General features: G+C 44.0%; 15 protein-coding genes. 12 read left to right on the top strand and 3 right to left on the bottom strand.

Going from position 1 to position 18,911, the window contains the following annotated elements; all coding sequences use genetic code 11:
• The first annotated feature begins 7 nt into the window (after positions 1 to 7).
• The 5 genes from serA (at position 8) to ACFSKO_RS00585 (ending at position 7,065) form a co-directional block, all read left to right on the top strand.
• Positions 8 to 1,585: a phosphoglycerate dehydrogenase gene (gene serA, locus ACFSKO_RS00605; protein WP_380247303.1), complete on the top strand. Its 1,578-nt coding sequence runs from the start codon at positions 8 to 10 to the stop codon at positions 1,583 to 1,585.
• A gap of 249 nt (positions 1,586 to 1,834) precedes the next feature.
• Positions 1,835 to 2,992, top strand: coding sequence for an ATP phosphoribosyltransferase regulatory subunit (locus tag ACFSKO_RS00600; protein ID WP_380247301.1), 1,158 nt, complete (start codon positions 1,835 to 1,837; stop codon positions 2,990 to 2,992).
• Position 2,993: 1 nt separating this feature from the next.
• Positions 2,994 to 4,295, top strand: a complete 1,302-nt coding sequence (locus ACFSKO_RS00595; RefSeq protein WP_380247299.1) for an adenylosuccinate synthase — start codon at positions 2,994 to 2,996, stop codon at positions 4,293 to 4,295.
• Between the two features lie 262 nt (positions 4,296 to 4,557).
• Positions 4,558 to 6,588: a protein kinase family protein gene (locus ACFSKO_RS00590; protein ID WP_380247297.1), complete on the top strand. Its 2,031-nt coding sequence runs from the start codon at positions 4,558 to 4,560 to the stop codon at positions 6,586 to 6,588.
• 9 nt (positions 6,589 to 6,597) lie between these two features.
• Positions 6,598 to 7,065, top strand: a complete 468-nt coding sequence (locus tag ACFSKO_RS00585) for a hypothetical protein (RefSeq protein ID WP_380247295.1) — start codon at positions 6,598 to 6,600, stop codon at positions 7,063 to 7,065.
• Here the strand turns inward: ACFSKO_RS00585 and ACFSKO_RS00580 are convergent, their stop codons facing one another.
• The 3 genes from ACFSKO_RS00580 to ACFSKO_RS00570 all read right to left on the bottom strand — a co-directional run bounded on the left by ACFSKO_RS00580 (position 7,066) and on the right by ACFSKO_RS00570 (position 10,003).
• Entirely contained in the window at positions 7,066 to 7,776 is a 711-nt protein-coding gene (locus tag ACFSKO_RS00580) for a hypothetical protein (protein WP_380247293.1), read from the bottom strand. It lies immediately after the preceding gene.
• Between the two features lie 188 nt (positions 7,777 to 7,964).
• Complete coding sequence (gene rpoH / locus ACFSKO_RS00575; protein WP_380247290.1) at positions 7,965 to 8,852, bottom strand: RNA polymerase sigma factor RpoH; 888 nt, start codon at positions 8,850 to 8,852, stop codon at positions 7,965 to 7,967.
• A 140-nt stretch (positions 8,853 to 8,992) separates the two neighbouring features.
• Positions 8,993 to 10,003, bottom strand: a complete 1,011-nt coding sequence (locus ACFSKO_RS00570) for an RluA family pseudouridine synthase (RefSeq protein ID WP_380247288.1) — start codon at positions 10,001 to 10,003, stop codon at positions 8,993 to 8,995.
• 89 nt (positions 10,004 to 10,092) lie between these two features.
• On the opposite strand from ACFSKO_RS00570, the gene ACFSKO_RS00565 reads away from it, so the two are divergent.
• From ACFSKO_RS00565 to ACFSKO_RS00535, 7 genes are all read left to right on the top strand, one after another.
• Complete coding sequence (locus ACFSKO_RS00565; RefSeq protein WP_380247285.1) at positions 10,093 to 10,458, top strand: hypothetical protein; 366 nt, start codon at positions 10,093 to 10,095, stop codon at positions 10,456 to 10,458.
• Positions 10,459 to 10,547: 89 nt separating this feature from the next.
• On the top strand, positions 10,548 to 11,579 hold the full coding sequence (locus ACFSKO_RS00560; protein WP_380247283.1) for a threonine aldolase family protein: 1,032 nt from the start codon (positions 10,548 to 10,550) through the stop codon (positions 11,577 to 11,579).
• 238 nt (positions 11,580 to 11,817) lie between these two features.
• Positions 11,818 to 13,761, top strand: coding sequence for a PrkA family serine protein kinase (locus tag ACFSKO_RS00555; RefSeq protein WP_380247281.1), 1,944 nt, complete (start codon positions 11,818 to 11,820; stop codon positions 13,759 to 13,761).
• 47 nt (positions 13,762 to 13,808) lie between these two features.
• Positions 13,809 to 15,113, top strand: coding sequence for a YeaH/YhbH family protein (locus ACFSKO_RS00550; protein ID WP_380247279.1), 1,305 nt, complete (start codon positions 13,809 to 13,811; stop codon positions 15,111 to 15,113).
• Positions 15,114 to 15,127: 14 nt separating this feature from the next.
• Positions 15,128 to 16,675, top strand: a complete 1,548-nt coding sequence (locus ACFSKO_RS00545; protein ID WP_380247277.1) for a SpoVR family protein — start codon at positions 15,128 to 15,130, stop codon at positions 16,673 to 16,675.
• 231 nt (positions 16,676 to 16,906) lie between these two features.
• Complete coding sequence (locus ACFSKO_RS00540) at positions 16,907 to 17,341, top strand: Hpt domain-containing protein (protein ID WP_380247275.1); 435 nt, start codon at positions 16,907 to 16,909, stop codon at positions 17,339 to 17,341.
• A 137-nt stretch (positions 17,342 to 17,478) separates the two neighbouring features.
• Entirely contained in the window at positions 17,479 to 18,909 is a 1,431-nt protein-coding gene (locus tag ACFSKO_RS00535) for a sigma-54-dependent transcriptional regulator (RefSeq protein WP_380247272.1), read from the top strand.
• The last annotated feature ends 2 nt before the right edge of the window (positions 18,910 to 18,911 follow it).

The following is an 18,911-nucleotide window of genomic DNA, read 5'->3' as shown; positions in this document are numbered from 1 at the left end:
TGGAAAAATGGTAAAAGTATTAATCAGCGACAAACTAAGTCCGAAGGCTGCGGACATCTTTCGTAATCGTGGCATTGAGGTGGATACCAAAGTTGGTCTCTCTCCTGAAGAATTGATCAGCATCATTGGTGAATATGACGGTCTTGCAATTCGTTCCGCGACAAAAGTTACCCCAGAAGTATTGGAAGCGGCGACAAATTTAAAGGTTGTTGGCCGTGCGGGTATCGGTGTCGATAACGTAAATATCGACGCGGCATCTGGTAAAGGTGTGGTTGTTATGAACACGCCACACGGAAATTCTATCACGACAGCAGAGCATGCAATCGCAATGATGTTTGCTGCAGCGCGTCAAATCCCGGAAGCGAATGCGTCAACTCAGGCTGGTAAGTGGGAAAAATCCCGTTTTATGGGCTCAGAACTGAACGCGAAAACGCTAGGTGTTATCGGTTGCGGTAATATTGGTGCAATTGTTGTCGACCGAGCTCAAGGTCTGAAAATGAAGGTCATCGCCTTTGACCCATTCCTTTCTCCGGAACGGGCTAATGATCTTGGTGTTGAAAAAGTTGAGTTGGACGCGCTTCTTGCCCGGGCCGACTTTATCACTTTGCATGTTCCTCTAACCGATCAAACACGCGGCATTATCAATGCTGAGGCCATTGCAAAAACTAAAAAGGGTGTGCGGATTATTAACTGCGCGCGCGGCGGTCTTGTTGTCGAAGCCGATTTGAAGGTTGCGCTTGAAAGCGGTCATGTGGCTGGTGCTGCGAGTGACGTTTTTGAAGTTGAGCCAGCCAAGGATTCTGTCTTGTTCGGTGTTCCAAATTTTGTGGCAACGCCACACCTTGGGGCTTCTACCGCTGAGGCACAGGAAAACGTTGCTCTTCAGGTTGCTGAGCAACTTTCTGATTATTTGCTGACAGGCGCTGTGACCAACGCGCTTAACATGCCATCTTTGACGGCTGAGGAATCAAATAAACTTCAACCTTATATGATGCTGTCTCAACAGCTGGGAAGTTTTGCTGGTCAATTAACTCGTACAGGCCTTAAAGCAATTAAGATTGATTATGAAGGTTCTGTTGCATCGTTGAATTGCCGCCCACTGACGCAAACAATTGTAGCCAGTCTTCTGGCGCCAATTATGGATTCTGTGAATGTTGTGAGCGCTCCTGTTATTGCGCGCGAACGCAACATTGATGTCAGTGAAGCCAAGCATGAAAGAGATTGTGATTTCCAAACGATGATCCGGTTAACGGTTACTACTGAACAAGGGGAGCGTTCTGTTGCAGGTACTCTCTTTGGCGGTAAACGCCCGCGCATCGTGAACATTAAGGGAATTGAGATTGAAGCTGAGCTAGGCAAACATATGCTTTATCTCACCAATGAAGATACTCCAGGTTACATCGGGGCCTTGGGGATGCAATTAGGCGAGGCGGGTGTAAACATTGCCACCTTCCATCTTGGCCGAACAGCGCCGGGACAGGATGCAATTGCGTTGATTGAGCTTGATAGCCCGCTTGATGCAGCACAGCTTGAAAAAGTTAAGCAGCTGCCTCAAACCAAACAGGTCACTCAACTTAAATTTTAGTTGAAGCGATAATGTGAAAAGAGGGCCGCTGGGTAATTCCGCGGTCCTTTTTTGCGAGGGAAAGATCCAATAAAAACCTTGTGTTTAGCTCCTAATTTTGAATTTTCGCGCAATAAATAAGGGAATCCTGTTGCTCTGCGGGGGGAAAACCTGTAGTCAGTCACCGAAAGAGCCCAAGGTTCGGACTTCCGGTCGTTGTAGGTTTTTTCGCATCGTAATGAGCTTAAAAAACCAACCGGAATACAGATTATGAAAAAGAATGGGAACCAGGCCTTATTGCCCGCTGGCTTACAGGATTTATTAATGCCTGCTGCCGCGCATGAAGCTGAAGTCGTTCGACGCTTAATCGATTGTTTTTCCTCTGAAGGATATGACCGTATCAAACCTCCGCTTCTGGAGTTTGAAAACGCCTTGCTATCTGGTGCGGGCGAGACGCTTTCGGATCAAATTTTTCGCCTAATGGACCCTTCCAGCCATCGGATGATGGGGGTACGGGCTGATATTACTCCACAAATTGCACGTATTGCAGCATCACGTCTGCAGAATGCACCGCGTCCGTTGCGTTTGTGTTATGGCGGAGATGTTCTTCAGGTCACGGGTAGTCAACTCCGTCCCGAACGACAGTTCACTCAGGTTGGTGGAGAGTTGATCGGGGTTACAGAGGATGCTGCTGACGCGGAGGTTATTCTCGCTGCGGTGACCGCACTTGAAAATGTTGGCGTTAAAGATCTCAGCGTGGATATAAATCTTCCCACTTTGGTACCTGCTATTGCTCAAGAACTTGGAATTGATAAGGAAGCCGCTTTAGAGTTACGTGTTGCTTTAGATAGAAAAGATGCCGCCGAAGTAGAAGTACTTGCTGGTGAAAATGGGGCTTATTTTTTGAAGCTTTTGAATGCTGCGGGAACCGCGCAAGAAGTTTTGGATTATGCTAAAGGTCTTGAATTTAAAGGGATAGCAAAGAGCGAGTTTGATCGTCTTGTTAACGTTGTCGACCTGGTAACAAAGGCCGCACCTAAATTAACAATTACGCTTGATTTGGTCGAACATCGGGGTTTTGAATATCATACGGGAACGAGCTTTATCTTTTTTGCCAAAGGTGTTCGAGGCGAACTTGGACGCGGTGGACGATACGATTCTGTGAGTGTTGATAATGTAACGGAGCCTGCAACAGGCTTCACGCTCTTTATGGATACTGTACTTCGCGCACTACCAAAACCAAAAATCGCCCGCCGTATTTTCCTTCCATTTGCTACACGTCGAGAAGACGGAAATGCCTTGCGTGCGCAAGGATGGGTTACAATTTCTGGCCTTGAGCTAGTTGAGAATGATCGCGCGGAAGCGCTGCGTTTGTCCTGTAGTCATCTCATAGAGAATGGCCACATACATGAGTTAGGAAATAACTGATATGTCCAATGTTGCAGTTGTCGGCTCCCAATGGGGAGATGAAGGTAAAGGTAAGATCGTAGATTGGTTGTCTGAACGGGCTGATGTCGTCGTTCGCTTCCAAGGTGGTCACAATGCGGGGCATACACTCGTAATTGACGGAGCAGTTTATAAATTGTCTCTGCTTCCCTCCGGCATCGTCCGTAAAGGAAAAATGTCGATTATTGGTAATGGTGTTGTTGTTGATCCTTGGGCCTTGCTTTCTGAAATCGAACGTTTGCAAGGACAAGGTGTTACCATTACTTCAGAAAATCTGAAGGTTGCTGAAAACGCTGCTTTGATCCTGCCAATTCATGGTGAAGTAGATCGTGCGCGTGAACTCGCAGCTAAAGGTGAAGCAAAGATTGGTACAACGGGACGAGGTATCGGCCCTGCTTACGAAGACAAAGTTGGACGTCGCGCAATTCGCATCTGTGATTTGGCTGACGAAAATTTCCTTCGCGAGCGGGTACAAGGGCTGCTTTTACATCACAACGCTCTACTTCGTGGACTCGGTCAGCCTGAAATCAATGGCGATGGTCTGGTTGAACAGCTTTTGGAAATCGCACCTAAAATTCTTCCTTTCGTTGATGTTGTTTGGCAGCGTCTTGATGAATGCAGGAAGACCGACAAACGCGTACTTTTCGAAGGTGCGCAGGGTGCTATGCTTGATGTCGATCACGGAACTTACCCTTTCGTAACATCGTCTAATACAATTTCAGGTCAAGCTTCCGCTGGCTCGGGTGTTGGTCCAAGCTTTGTTGGTTATGTACTAGGTATTACAAAGGCCTACACAACACGCGTCGGATCAGGTCCTTTCCCAACTGAACTCTTCGATGAAGTTGGTCAGCGTTTGGGCGAACGCGGTCATGAATTTGGCACCGTAACGGGTCGCCAACGTCGTTGTGGTTGGTTTGATGCTGTGATGGTTCGTCAAGCCTGTAAAGTGGGTGGTATCACGGGGATTGCTTTGACCAAGCTTGATGTTCTTGATGGATTTAAAGAGCTTAAAGTTTGTGTCGGGTACCGTATCGACGGTGAAGAATACGACCACCTTCCTTCTCTTCCGAGTAAACAGGCAAAAGTAGAGCCGATTTACGAAACTTTGGAAGGGTGGGATGATAGCACCTATGGTGCACGTTCATGGGCAGACCTTCCTGCGACGGCAATCAAATATATTCGTCGCATTGAAGAGCTGATTGAAGTTCCTGTTGCGCTGTTGTCCACTAGTCCGGAACGCGATGATACAATCTTGGTTCAAGACCCTTTTCATCCTAAATCATAATCTAAACCATTAACGGTTTAGAAAATTTTTTAAAGGCGTCATCATTTGATGGCGCCTTTTTGTCTCGTATTTTGATATTTTTCATGATGAAATTAATGGATAGCATAAGAGATTGATAGATAGAGAAGCTTGTCTCGTTTTGTTCGCTTTCTATATGTTTTGTTAACTATCTTTTTTATCTTTCTCTGTTATAGCTCTTTAAAGTTATTTACGAATAAAATTGAGAGGGCCACAGAGGGCCCGTGCTCATCTAGAGGAATGTATGCCCGCTTATCTAAGGGAAATAGCTAACGAGTTAGATCATCTTCAACAGCCTGTAGAGCTTGAAGAGCGGTATCGACTATTACCTGCTGAACGGTTGCCGGATCTCCAGTCGCCAGGAACGATGGCTATTGGCGCCACCGGTGTTAAAAATAATAGCCGGTCCCTTTTCGCATTGATATGTCAAAAGGAGGCGGCACCAAGATTTTCAATGATTCGTCTTATGTCGCGGGTTAATTGCTCGGCAATGATGACGCCAGTGACTTCAGGAACGGTTGTTTTTCCAGAAGATAATGTTCGTAGATTCGTCTTGGTGTTTGAACGGCCCAGTGGAAAGAAACTCATTTCTTTAAGTGGTGATTCTGTACCAAAAATGGGAGAAGAAGAGATTATTACGGGGGTAATTCATAATTTACTTCCCGCCTTTAGGGAGCTTTCTACAAGGACCTTAATGCACAGAGCTATTCGGTCAGATAATGTGTTTATGACCACTGATGGCCGGGCAGTTCTTGGTGAATGTCTTTCAACACCAGCTGCTTATGCACAGCCTGTTCTTTATGAACCTATTGATTCCGGGATGGCTAATCCTTCTGGGCGAGGGGACGGGAGTGTGCTTGATGATTTGTATTCCCTGGGTGTTCTTCTTGCCGAGCTTGCAATGGGGGGGACATTGCTAAATGGAAAAAGTGATGAGCAAATTATTGAAGCCAAAATTAAATTGGGGTCATATGGGGCTTTACTTGGACAAACGCGCGTTCCATTAAAATTAATGGAGCCACTCAGGGGGTTGTTGAGTGATGACGCGAATGAACGTTGGAGCATGCCTGACCTTGATATGTGGTCAAATGGACGTCACTTAAGCCCCAAACAGGTCCCTTTGCCGCAAAAAGCCGTCAGATCGATTTCTTTTGCAGGAAAAGAGCATCTTACTGCTCCGGCGCTTGCTAATAGCATGCGAATGCACTGGGATGAGAGTAAAAAACTAATTAAGTCAGATCATTTGGATTCCTGGGTTCGCCGTGCACTGTCTAATGATGAGATGGGAGATTTAATTCTCCTTGCCGAACGCATGTCCAGTGGTTTGGCCGTTACGGGATCAGCCGATGATAGGACTGTGTCGGCTTCAATTATGGCTTTAGATCCCTCTGCACCGATTATCTATAAGGGGGTTTCCGCAAGAGTAGATGCGGTTGCTCAGGCACTTGCGATAGATTTTAATAAACCGAATAATGTAGAGCAAATACTGGATATCATCCGGATGAAATTGTCTCAGGCTTGGGTGACGTCTCAAACCCGTACCAGACCCGAGTTTGTTGCTATTATCAAGCAGATAGAATCTCTGTCGCAAAATGTTAAAAACATGGTGCCGGGCTATGGAATGGAGAGAACGGTATATTCGGGCAATGAAGGTTGGCCGTGTATGTCACCATTGGTCGGTGATAACTACGTGGACGATTTAAAAGACTTGTTGCCAGCGTTAGAAGACATGGTTGCAGCAGGACGGATAGAAGGTGCGCCGGTTGACCGACATCTTCTCGCCTTTGCCATGAACCAAATGCGCGGTAATTTTGATGCTCTATTGAAACGCTTTGAAGATCCTTTTCAGCGTGAGGTTTATAATCGCGCTGCGTTAAGGTTTTTGTCTGACTTACAAAAACAATACGGACCAGCAAAATTACCCGCGCTATCAGCTCATATGGCTGATCTGTTAATTGATGCTGTTGAAAACTTTCATAACACCACATTTCGTGAACAGTTGAGAGAAGCCGTCAATAACGCGAAGCAAGATGGAAAACTCATAGCTTTACAATCCATTTTAGATAATTCTGAAATTCAAGGGCAGGATCAGGCCGGATTTGATCAGGCTCAGGCAATTTTTGCCAATTTGGAAGCACAAGCCACTTGGTTGGAAAGTGGGGGGCTTGTTTCGGATGAAAACGTTCGTAGGGTGAGTGATAAGACGTCAGCAGTGGTCTCTGGAGTTTGTTCTAGTCTGGCATTGGTGTTCATTACATTATCTTGGGTATTATAAAGGTTTTTTATGGGACGCTTACCACTTTTAATAATTGTTCTCTTGCTTGCAGCAGTCCTCATGCCTTCAGCAATACTGATGTGTGTGTTGATGGTGCCGAGTATCGTCGCTTTCGTTGTTGATCGTACTCCGCAACGTTATCTAACCATGACAGTCAGTTTACCAAATTTTTGTGGAGTATTACCTGGTTTGGCGGCTCTATGGGAACGGGGCCAAACATTTGATGGGGCTTTTAATGGGATTGCAGATCCTTGGAATATGATGGTTGCCTACAGTGCTGCGGGGATGGGGTGGGTGATATTTTTTGCAACCCCCCTTATTGTTGGAAGTTATCTCAACATATCCACGGAAGGGAAAATTAAGTCCATTCGAAGATATCAAGACGTTCTTATCGAGGCTTGGGGGGAAGGCGTAAAGCAGACGACCTCAGTACAGGTCGATGAAATCAATGAAGATAAAGAGCAGGAAGTGATTTAACTAAGGCGCTGACTTATTATTTAGCCGTTGCCAAAAAACGATAAGGTATAAAAGAATAAAGAGAGCGAAAAAGAGCTCTTGAACTTCACTCGCTCTTTGGAATATTCGAAAAGGGGCATCTAATGCAGCTAGTAATCGCTCAGTCATTCTGGCGATTTCAGAAATAATTGCTGTCGGTAGAAGAACCAATGTCGGAACGATAAACGTAATCGGCCTCTTTCTTAATTCCGGTTTGTAGTGGAGGAGGATGGGGAGGATGATTCCGCCGAAAATAATTCCAATTTCGAGAATTGTCCGCGGTTTTTGATCAAGCCAAGAGCTTGTGTTGTGAAAGTTGGTTTCTCCCTGATCATTAATTGCGGCCCATTCGCTGGATGTGCTCCATTGAAACCAGTGTTGCCCCCAGCTCGCCTCTTCTCCTGACATATAAAAACTGCCCAGTGCTGCAATCAAAATCCAAAACCAAAGCCAGGTGAAGTTTTTCAAATTCTTGTGTGCAAGTAACCGGATCGCGACAAAAAAGGAAACTGCGGGGATGATGGCATGAGAGGTTTCAAGAAGACCTGTACGTTCATTTCCAATCCATTGGCTGTAGAGCTCGCCTGGCAGGAATAAACCTGTGAGGAGAAGGGCAAGAACCAATACTATAGGTGTCCAGAGCCACAGCCAAACAGGTAATTTATCGCTTATGATATGATTTTCAGGGGTCATTGTAGATTCTGCCAACACAAATAAAGATCTGTGTGTGGAACCTAGCTTTTCAAAAGACAGGTAGCCAGAAAAAATTGGGTTTTGTTGTTCTGAGTAAGTTTAGGATAGGTTTTTTGAAACATAACTGCTTGGCGAGACACAAAAGCCGACGCAAGAATCGTCGGCTTTTGTGTTGCTTTGGGCTTAATTCAGGAGATAGCGAGCTTTTGCTCTATCGCGGCATTCTTAATTGCTTTTTGCAATTTTTCAAAAGCGCGAACTTCAATCTGTCGAACACGTTCCCGGCTGATATCGTACACATGAGAAAGATCTTCGAGTGTGGTCGGATTATCTTTTAATCGGCGTTCTTGAAGAATGTGTTTTTCTCTATCTGTCAGAGTATTCATAGCTTCTTCGAGAAGTACGCGTCGTTTTGTAAGTTCTTCTGATTCTGCATAAACAGTCTCTTGGCTGTCAGTCTCATCGACGAGCCAATCCATCCACTCACCATCACCATCAATACGAAGAGGCGCGTTCAGAGAGTTGTCCGGACCAGCAAGGCGTCTGTTCATTTGAACGACGTCATCCTCTGATACTTTCAGCGTATCTGCAATATGGGTAACTTGATCAGGAGCAAGATCTCCCTCATCAATTGCTTCCATTTGTCCTTTCAATTTACGAAGATTGAAGAACAGTTTTTTCTGAGCCGCGGTTGTTCCCATTTTAACAAGGGACCAGGAATGAAGTACGTACTCTTGAATAGAAGCGCGGATCCACCACATCGCATAGGTCGCAAGACGAAACCCTTTTTCAGGATCAAATCTTTTTACGGCCTGCATCATTCCGACGTTTCCTTCAGAAATCAGTTCTGAAACAGGAAGACCATAACCGCGATAACCCATGGCAATTTTTGCGACAAGACGCAGGTGGCTGGTAACAAGAGTATGAGCGGCATCTACATCATCGTTTTCACGCCAACTTTTCGCGAGCATATATTCTTGATTTTGCTCAAGCATAGGGAATTTGCGGATATCTTGTAGATAACGCGACAGATTGCCCTCTGGGGTTAGTGCTGGAATTCTTGGTGATGCGACCATTTTATTATCCCCTCTTGTTACTTGCAGCCAAGTTAAATACCACTCAGCGCATAACAGCATTTCTCTACGAATAGCTTATATGGGGACAGATGCCGCACTGCACAAGGGGTATTCAAATTGTGGGTTGCGATTTTTAATTATTATAAACTATTTATCAAATCTTTCAAATCTATTGATAGTTCACTGGTGAAAATTAAGTTTTCTTTTGTAATGGGGTGAATAAATCCCAATGTTTTTGCGTGTAGAGCCTGCCGTTCGAATGATTTCATTTTCTCTTGTGCATCAGTGGGCAGGTTCTTTAATCGGCTCTGGCTTTGGCTTCCATAAAGAGGATCGCCCAGTAGAGGGTAACCCGCGTGTGTCATATGAACCCGGATCTGATGGGTTCTTCCTGTTTCCAGTCGACACTCTATAAGACTTGCGACGCCATTTGAAAGGACCTTAAGTGTTTTGTAATGGGTGATCGCGGTTTTTCCTCCTCGAGGAACCACAGCCATTTTCTTTCTGTTTTTAGGACTTCTGCCGATATTCCCTTCAATTCGGCCTGTGGCAGGTTTGGGATATCCCCAGACGACGGCGTTATAGCTACGTTCAATATCATGTGCAGCAAACAGCTGTACCAAGCCCTGGTGACACTCGTCGGTTTTAGCGACCACCATTAATCCGCTTGTATCTTTATCTATACGATGAACGATCCCAGGACGTTTAACACCACCAATTCCTTTGAAATCTTCACCGCAATGATAAAGTAAAGCATTCACAAGAGTACCATCAGCATTACCTGGGGCCGGGTGAACAACGAGGCCAGAGGGTTTGTTTATAATAAGGAGATAAGGATCTTCAAAAACAACATCGAGCGGAATGTCTTGAGCAACAGGCTCAGGATCAACCGCTTTTGGGATTTTTAGGTCAATAATCTGGCCAATTTTTAAACGATAATTGGGGGTTTCGATAATAGTTCCGTCAACCTGTAGGCATTTCTGACTAATCAGAGCTTGTAAACGGCTGCGTGATAAATCCGGGAGGCGAAGAGCCAGAAATTTGTCGAGGCGGTTTTTTTTTTCTGTTTCTTCAACAACCAACGTGTAGTCTTGTTCCGTACCGTTGTCTTTGGCTAAATCAGGGCCTAAATCGGGGCCGGTATTTGGCATGAATGGTCCTCTTAAAAGATATCTCTGACTTGTGGTGCCGATAAAGCTCGCCTATTACAAGGCATCCTTTTACTCGTGGGTTGATCAAGATGAAAGCTATTAAGATAGCCGTTATAGCTATGAGTGTACTACTCGTTGTTGGCTTTGGTGTTGTTATTTACACTATTTCCACGCGTGTAAGCGATGGTACGCTGTCAAAAAGTTCGGTTAAAACACCCGTCGAAGCGGTTTCAGCCGAAACAAGTAAACCTGATTTATACAGTGTTTTTGGTAAGTCATCGATTAAAATATCTCCAGGATGTCGACTTGTTGATGCCGAGTTACAATCTGGCAATGTTTTGATGAGATTTGATGGTGCTGTTGAGCGCGGTTGCCAAAAAGTAATGCTTTTCTCATCAAAAACAGGGGCGTTACTTGGGGAATGGTTTGTGGCAAATTCGGCATCAAATCCTTAATCAACCTTGTCTGAAAGTTTCCACAATGTTGGAAATCGTATTGGATACGGCTCTTGATATGGACATACTCGTGTAAAGAGAAAGCGGTTATGACAAATTTTGCTTCTGATAATGTTACCGGGGTTGCGCCAGAAATAATGGACGCGATCTTGCGTGCTAATGATGAACACGCTGCAATGAGCTATGGTGCTGACAATTGGACTGACAGGCTGAATGAAAAAGCTTCAGCCATCTTTGAAAAGGATGTCAGTGTATTCCCGGTGATTAGCGGAACTGCAGCAAATGTACTGCCAATTTCTTTCTTAACGCCACCTTATGGTGCCATTTATTGCCATGAAACTGCGCATATCAATACGGATGAATGTAACGCAAGTGAATTTTATACTGGTGGAGCAAAACTGATCCCACTTTCTGGTGTACATGGAAAGTTTACTGCGGATAGCCTTTCTGCGGGTATTTTTGGTAAAGGCGTTCCCCGTCATTCTCAACCTGCGTTGGTCAGTATTACCCAAACTACTGAAGCGGGCACTTTATATAGCCTGAATGAAATATCTGAAATTACAGCTGTTGCACATAATCATGGTCTGAAAGTGCATATGGATGGTGCTCGCTTTGCTAATTCCGTTGCCGGATTAGGAGTATCGCCAGCAGAGATGACTTGGAAATCGGGGGTCGACGTTCTTTCTTTTGGCGCAACTAAAAACGGTGCAATGGGGGCTGAACTTGTTGTTTTCTTCAACAAGGTTGATACGCGAGAGTTGGAACATCGGCGAGTTCGGGGCGGTCATTTTCTCTCAAAAATGCGATTTGTTTCAGCTCAATTGTCTGCGTACCTCGATAATGATTTGTGGTTGAGGAATGCAAACCATGCAAACGCAATGGCTACAAGAATAGCAGAAAATTTACAAAAAAATCCTTCAATAAGTTTTGTTCATCCTGTGGAAGCCAATATCCTATTCATTCGGATGCCACGGGGCTTGGTTTGTGATTTAAAAGCTGCTGGATTTGAATTTTATGAAATGTCTACGGATGATCCAACTTTGGTACGCTTAGTTTTATCTTTTAACTCTCGCATTGAGGATGTTGATAATTTTACGAAGATTGCTCAGAAGTACTCTTAGAAAATTTTATATACTGTGACTACCAAAACCCCGCTGTCTTTTGCAGGGTTTTTTCTGTTTTGAGCTCCAAAGAACAATTATTTTTTAAATTGTTAATCCAGCTTCGTTTGCGCTGCGTAAAAAATATAAGAGCATTTTCAGTCAAGTAGAGCTTTGTTCGTAGGGCGAGCAAAGGTTGAGGCTGATGATTAGAGGGAATTGTATCACAAGTTAAAGGCGATATATAAAGGAGGCCATAATGCCCAAAACGGATGTTTTCGACGTGTATACGGAGCAGTATGATAGTCGGCAAGAATGCGAAATGTCGTTGAGGGATTACTTGTCTGGGTGTCGCGATGACAAGGGTATGTACGCCTCAACTGCAGAACGAATGCTGGATGCGATTGGTGAGCCCGAGCTTTTTGATACCAGCCAAGATGAGCGTATGGGGCGGATTTTTATGAACCGTACCATTAAGCGCTATACCAGCTTTAGCGAATTTTATGGAATGGAAGAAACCATTGAGCGGATCGTGGGTTTCTTCAAACATGCATCTCAAGGGTTGGAAGAGAAAAAACAAATTCTGTATTTGCTTGGGCCTGTCGGGGGTGGGAAGTCTTCGATTGCAGAGCGCCTCAAAACTTTAATTGAAAACCGGCCTGTATATGTTCTTAAAGGCGGTGATCAAGTCAGTCCCATTTTTGAGTCTCCGCTGGGATTGTTTGATCCCGACAAAATAGGTGATCTTCTTCAAGATAAGTATGGAATTTCTAAACATCGCCTTCCCGGATTAATTTCACCCTGGGCTTTGAAGAGACTGGAAGAGTTTGAAGGTGATATTTCGAAATTTACCGTTCTGAAAATGTATCCCTCAAAACTTAAACAAATCTGTGTAACCAAAACTGAACCCGGGGATGAAAATAACCAGGATATATCCTCGTTGGTGGGGAAAGTTGATATTCGGAAATTAGAATATTATAGCCAGAACGATTCCGACGCCTATTCTTATAGTGGTGGACTGAATATGGCGACACAGGGGCTTCTTGAATTTGTGGAAATGTTCAAGGCGCCGATCAAGATGTTACACCCTCTTTTGACGGCAACCCAGGAAGGGAATTATGTCGGAACTGAAAATCTGGGGGCTATACCTTTCCAAGGCATTATTTTAGCACATTCGAACGAATCAGAATGGCAAAACTTTAAAAACAATAAAAACAACGAGGCTTTTATCGACCGTGTCTGCGTCACCAAGGTGCCATATAGTCTGCGTGCTATCGAAGAAGCCGAAATTTATCACAAGCTTATTCGTACCAGTGAGCTGAATGAAACACATTGTGCGCCAGCAACATTAGAAATGATGTCTCAGTTTAGTGTTATGACCCGCTTGAGAGAACATGAGAACTCAAATATATTTTCAAAAATGCGGGTGTATAACGGGGATAATTTAAAAGACGTTGATCCCAATGCGAAGCCAATTCAGGAATATAAAGAAGCTGCAGGCCAAAATGAAGGCATGAGTGGGGTCTCTACGCGATTTGCCTTTAAGATTTTGGCTGAAACTTTTAACTATGATGCGAACGAGATTGCTGCTGACCCGGTGCATTTGATGTATATTCTGGAGCAGGCTATCCAACGTGAGCAATTCGCCGAAGAGGTTGAAAAACGCTATGTTGAGTTCATCAAGGGGTATCTATCCCCTCGTTATGCAGAATTCATCGGTAATGAAATTCAAAAAGCTTATTTAGAATCTTATTCTGATTTCGGACAAAATCTTTTTGACCGTTATATCTCTTATGCCGACGCTTGGATTGAAGGGCATGACTTTAAAGATCCAGATACAGGGCAATTATTAGATCCCCGGATCTTGGATCAGGAACTTTCAAAAATTGAGAAACCCGCTGGAATTTCTAACCCCAAAGATTTCCGCAATGAAGTTGTTAAATTTACGTTGCGGGCTCGGGCAAATAACAAAGGACATAATCCGCGTTGGACCTCTTATGAAAAGCTTCGAGAGGTTATTGAGAAGCGGATGTTCTCTCAAGTTGAAGACCTCCTGCCCGTCATTTCCTTTGGTTCTAAAAAAGATAAAAAAACAGAATCAAAGCACAATGAATTTGTCGCCCGGATGGTAGATCGTGGCTATAGCAAGCGGCAGGTGCACAGGCTTGTTGACTGGTACATGCGCGTTAACAAGGCAGGGTAGCTGCACTGTTATCTCAGGGAGGAACAACCGAACGGATAAACATTATTATGATGCATTTTATCGATAGGCGCCTAAATCCCAAGGGCAAAAGTTTACCAAATCGACAACGGTTTATGCGTCGCGCACAGTCTCAGATCCGTAAAGCGGTAAAAGAAGCTGTAAGCGGGGGTAAGATTACAGATATTGGCCACAAAGGACGCATTACAATCCCTTCTAAAGGGCTCAGCGAGCCTCGGTTTAAATATGATTTCACCAAAGGGAAACACGACCGCGTCCTGCCCGGTAATAAAGAGTTCTCTGCGGGAGACCAAATAAAAAGACCCCCAAGTAGTGCTGAAGGAAAAGGTGGAAAGAAAGCGAGTGATGATGGTGATGGTGAAGATAATTTTCAATTTTCTCTTTCTCGGGAAGAATTTTTAGAAGTTTTCTTTGAGGATCTTGAATTGCCGGATTTGGTGAAAACATCTTTGAAAGAAGAAGTTGAATTTGAAAAACAGCGTGCCGGCTATGTCCGGGTGGGGTCTCCAAGTAATTTGGATTTAAAACGGACTATGCGTCATTCACTTGCACGTCGCATTTCAATGAAGCGTCCTGGAAGTAATGATATCGACGAATTACGATCGGAAATATTGGCCCTTGAGGCAAAGGGAAAAAAGACAAAAAAGCTAAAAGAACTTCAGGAGAAACTTGAAGCCCTGGAATATCGTCGCCGTTTTATTCCTTATATTGATCCTTTGGATGTACGTTTCAAATCTTATACTAAATTCCCGAAACCAAATACGCGTGCCGTTATGTTTTGCCTGATGGATGTCTCTGGGTCCATGAGCGAGGGAATGAAAGATCTCGCAAAGCGGTTCTTTATGCTTCTTCATCTCTTTTTATCCACTCAGTATGAGCGGGTGGAGCTTGTTTTTATTCGCCATACCCACATGGCCAAGGAGGTAGATGAGGAAACATTTTTCTATTCTCGCGAGACGGGTGGAACCATTGTGTCATCTGCACTGGAAGAAATGCAAAAAGTCTTGTCTGATCGTTACCCAGTCGGGGAGTGGAATATCTATGCAGCACAAGCATCAGACGGCGATAATTTTGCTAGCGATCGGGAAAAATGCTTATCGATTATGCAAGAAACCATTTTGCCAGCTTGTCAGTATTTTTCTTACATAGAGGTAATGGACGAACAGGAGTTAGAAATTTTCAAAGACGAGCAAAATATGACAGACCTTTGGAAAATTTATGCACAACTTACGCCTGATTTTAATAATTTTGCGATGCGTCGCGTCGTGAAATCTAATGATATTTTTCCTGTGTTTCAGGATTTATTCTCTAAAGAACACGCAAAAGGCGCGTGAAGTTAGGAGGACGTATGGGACGGGCGCGCAAAGCACAAGAGCCCCTTTATGATGGCGCAGAGTGGAGTTTTGAAAAGCTTGATACTGTTTATGATGCCATAGAGGAAATCGCGAACAAAGAATTGGGGTTAAATGTTTACCCTAATCAGATCGAAGTTATTACTTCCGAGCAAATGCTGGATGCCTATTCGGGAATAGGCATGCCTTTGATGTATAACCATTGGTCATTTGGTAAAAGCTTTGTTCAAGATGAGTTTTATTATCGCAAGGGTATGCGGGGTCTCGCCTATGAGATTGTCATTAATTCAAGCCCTTGTATTAGTTACGTCATGGAAGAAAACACCATGACAATGCAGGCTCTAGTCGTTGCCCATGCGGCCTTTGGACATAATCATTTTTTCAAAAACAATCACTTGTTTCAGCAATGGACAGATGCCGAAGCTATTCTTGATTATATGCACTTTGCAAGAGAATACATTAGCAAGTGCGAGGAGCGTCACGGCGTTGAAGCCGTTGAAGAAATTCTTGATGCCGCGCATGCTCTTCGTGAAAATGCGGTCAATCACTACTCAAGACCCGTGCCATTATCCAAAGAAATGGCGTTGCAAAGAGCCGCTGATCGGGAAGAACATGCGCGTACCGACTACCGTGATATTTGGAGCACGCTTCCACTGGATTCAGAAAGTGAGGGAGACGAGAAGGCAAAAAGCCATTCTCAGGAGGCTAATATGGTCAAGTTTGATCTACCGGAAGCAAATCTTCTGTATTTTTTTGAAAAACACAGTCCAATCTTGCAAGAGTGGCAACGAGAAATTCTTCGTATCGTTCGAAATATTGCCCAATACTTTTATCCTCAAAAACAAACAAAGGTTATGAATGAGGGATGTGCCTGTTTTTGTCATTATTTCATTATGAACAGGCTGTACGACAAGGGCTTGATTACAGAAGGTTCTATGTTGGAGTTCATCGATTATCACACACGTGTTGTTGCGCAACCTGAATTTGATGATCAAAGGTGGAATGGACTTAATCCATACGCTTTGGGCTTTGCGATGATGCAGGATATCTATCGTATTTGTCACGAACCTACGGATGAGGACAAAACATGGTTTCCTGATATTGCCGGGAGTAACAAGGGGATTGAGGTTCTCAAGGATGCTTGGGAAAATTATCGAGACGAAAGTTTTATCCTTCAGTTTTTGAGTCCAAAAATCATCCGGGACTTCAGGCTGTTCCAAATTCATGATAACTCAGCCTTACCCCATCTCAAAGTTGAGGCCATCCATGACGAACGTGGGTATAGAAAAGTTCGAAGCGCCCTAGCAAAGTCCTATACCGTATCGGCTATGACACTGGATATACAGGTTGCTGATGTCGAGTTTGAAGGCGATCGTGCGATTACGTTACGTCATATGGTTCATGATGATGTTCCTATTGACGGAAAAGAAGCTGAGCAGGTTATGCAACGTATCGCCCAGCTTTGGGGCTATGATGTCGGGCTTTATTGTGAAGATGCGGTGACCGGAAAAATTCTCGCTACCTATGACGTTACAACGTCTTAGAAACTTTGTTTCTACTCAAGGCACCAAGATTATCGGGACACCATGATTATCGGCGGTGGCAGGAAAAGTTATCAAAGGTTTCATTTGTCTCTTTTATCGTCAGTAAGGTTTTGGTAGCAGTTAGCTTATATAATAAACCTTGATACGGTCACTCTGTGTTATCGGGTGTTGCCAAAATTACCCCATACACATCGTATCTTCCAAGTCGGATGACAATATAGGACAGCAATAGTGTGGCCGAAAGTTGCTGAAGTTTCATGTCCGACGCTAAAAGGGGAGCACAGAACAATTAGCCAAGCGATAGAACAGGACCTGTCGAGCCGAAGTAATGAATTTCCTATTCGTGATGACTGCGTAATTCAAGCCCTGTCTGATGAGGTCGGAGCAGATATGATACCCTTTCTTGTGGAGCGTTTTCGGTGTGATCTTCAAATGCATCTGGATGGGGTCGTTGGTGCCGTAAATGATACTGATGGCGAACAACTGGAACGCGAAAGTCATACTCTAAAAAGTGTTAGTGGCACTTTTGGCGCTGTTCGGCTGCAACAACTTATGACAGAGATAAATGAATGTTGCCGAAGAGACGAAGTTAAAAAAGCATTAGAACTAGCTGGGAATGTAAAAACTATCGGTCAGCTCACAATGAAAGCCTATCTGAAGGATTAAGGACTTCTTCATTTAAAAGGTCTTTGAGGGTATATACCCGTGCCCGCATGTTATTTGTGTTTGGGTAAATGGTTGCGTTTGGCGCGCTAAGAAGACTATGGTTTAGGATAATTAATCATCGTCTTTGTTAGTACTGAATGACTGATACTCCTTCTATCCTTCTTGTCGAAGATACTGCATCGCTTTCCGCGGTATATACGAGCTATCTTCAACGTTCTGGTTATGATTCTACCCAAGTCGCATCTGGTGGCGATGCTCTCATCGAGCTCGATCGAGGAGGGTATAGGGTGGTTTTACTGGATTTGCAGCTGCCTGATATGGATGGTATCGAAATTTTGCGTATGGTGCAGGAGCAAAAACTACCTGTTGCTGTCGTGATTATTACATCGAATGCTTCTGTAAATGTTGCTGTCGAATCAATGCGATTAGGGGCATATGATTTTTTAGAAAAACCCTTTTCCGCTGATCGTTTGATCGTGACTGTGCGCAATGCCCTTAAACACATGCAACTATCCGAGATGGTTGAGGCGATTAAGGAGCGAACACATTTTTATGGGTTCATTGGCTCTTCTCTGGCTATGCAATCGATCTATCGAACCATTGATTCGGCTTCTGCTTCGAAAGCAACGGTTTTCATCACGGGTGAGAGTGGTACGGGTAAAGAGGTTTGCGCAGAGGCAATACACAAATGTAGTCCTCGGTCAGATAAACCCTTTGTTCCCTTGAATTGTGGTGCAATCCCTAAAGACCTTATGGAATCAGAAATTTTTGGCCACGTTAAAGGAGCCTTTACTGGTGCGATAAGTAATCGTGATGGTGCGGCAAGCTTGGCAGATGGCGGGACATTGTTCCTTGATGAAATTTGTGAAATGGATCTGGATCTACAGACTAAGTTATTACGCTTTATTCAAAGTGGCACTTTTCAAAAAGTTGGCAGTACCCGGCTAGAGAAGGTGAACATCCGTATAGTCTGCGCAACCAATCGAAAACCATTACAGGAAGTTCAATCGGGCCGTTTCCGCGAAGATCTATATTATCGACTACACGTTATTCCCATTCACCTTCCTCCCTTACGGGATCGAGATGAAGATATTTTCGAAATTGCGAGAAGTTTTTTGGTGGATTATGCCGAAGAAGAGGGCAAAGAATTTGCGAGTTTCTCTTCTGATGCGGCGGAGATTATTAATAGTTATGATTGGCCAGGTAACATCCGACAACTGCAAAATGTGATTAGAAACTCGATTGTACTAAATGATGGTCAGGTTTTAACCGCGGATATGCTTCCAGAGCTTCTTGGTAAGAATAGTCGTATGGCCTTTCAACAAGGAAGTGTTGATAATTTTTCTTCAGAGGATTCTCGTGAATTTTTGAATACTCATAATTCTACAAAATTCACAACTCCAAAAAAGCCGAGAGCTCATAATGTAGAACCACTATGGCTTGTCGAAAAGAGAGCGATAGAGTTGGCTATTGAGGCTTGTGGTGGATCAATTCCCAAAGCGGCAGCTATGCTGGATATTAATCCATCGACAATTTACCGAAAAAAAGTCCAATGGGATGAAAGGTAGAT

The sequence above is a fragment of the Kiloniella antarctica genome (assembly GCF_042682825.1).
Lineage (GTDB): Bacteria > Pseudomonadota > Alphaproteobacteria > Kiloniellales > Kiloniellaceae > Kiloniella > Kiloniella antarctica.
The sequence above is the reverse complement of the archived record's forward strand: the minus strand, read 5'-3'. Positions and strand labels throughout refer to the sequence as shown.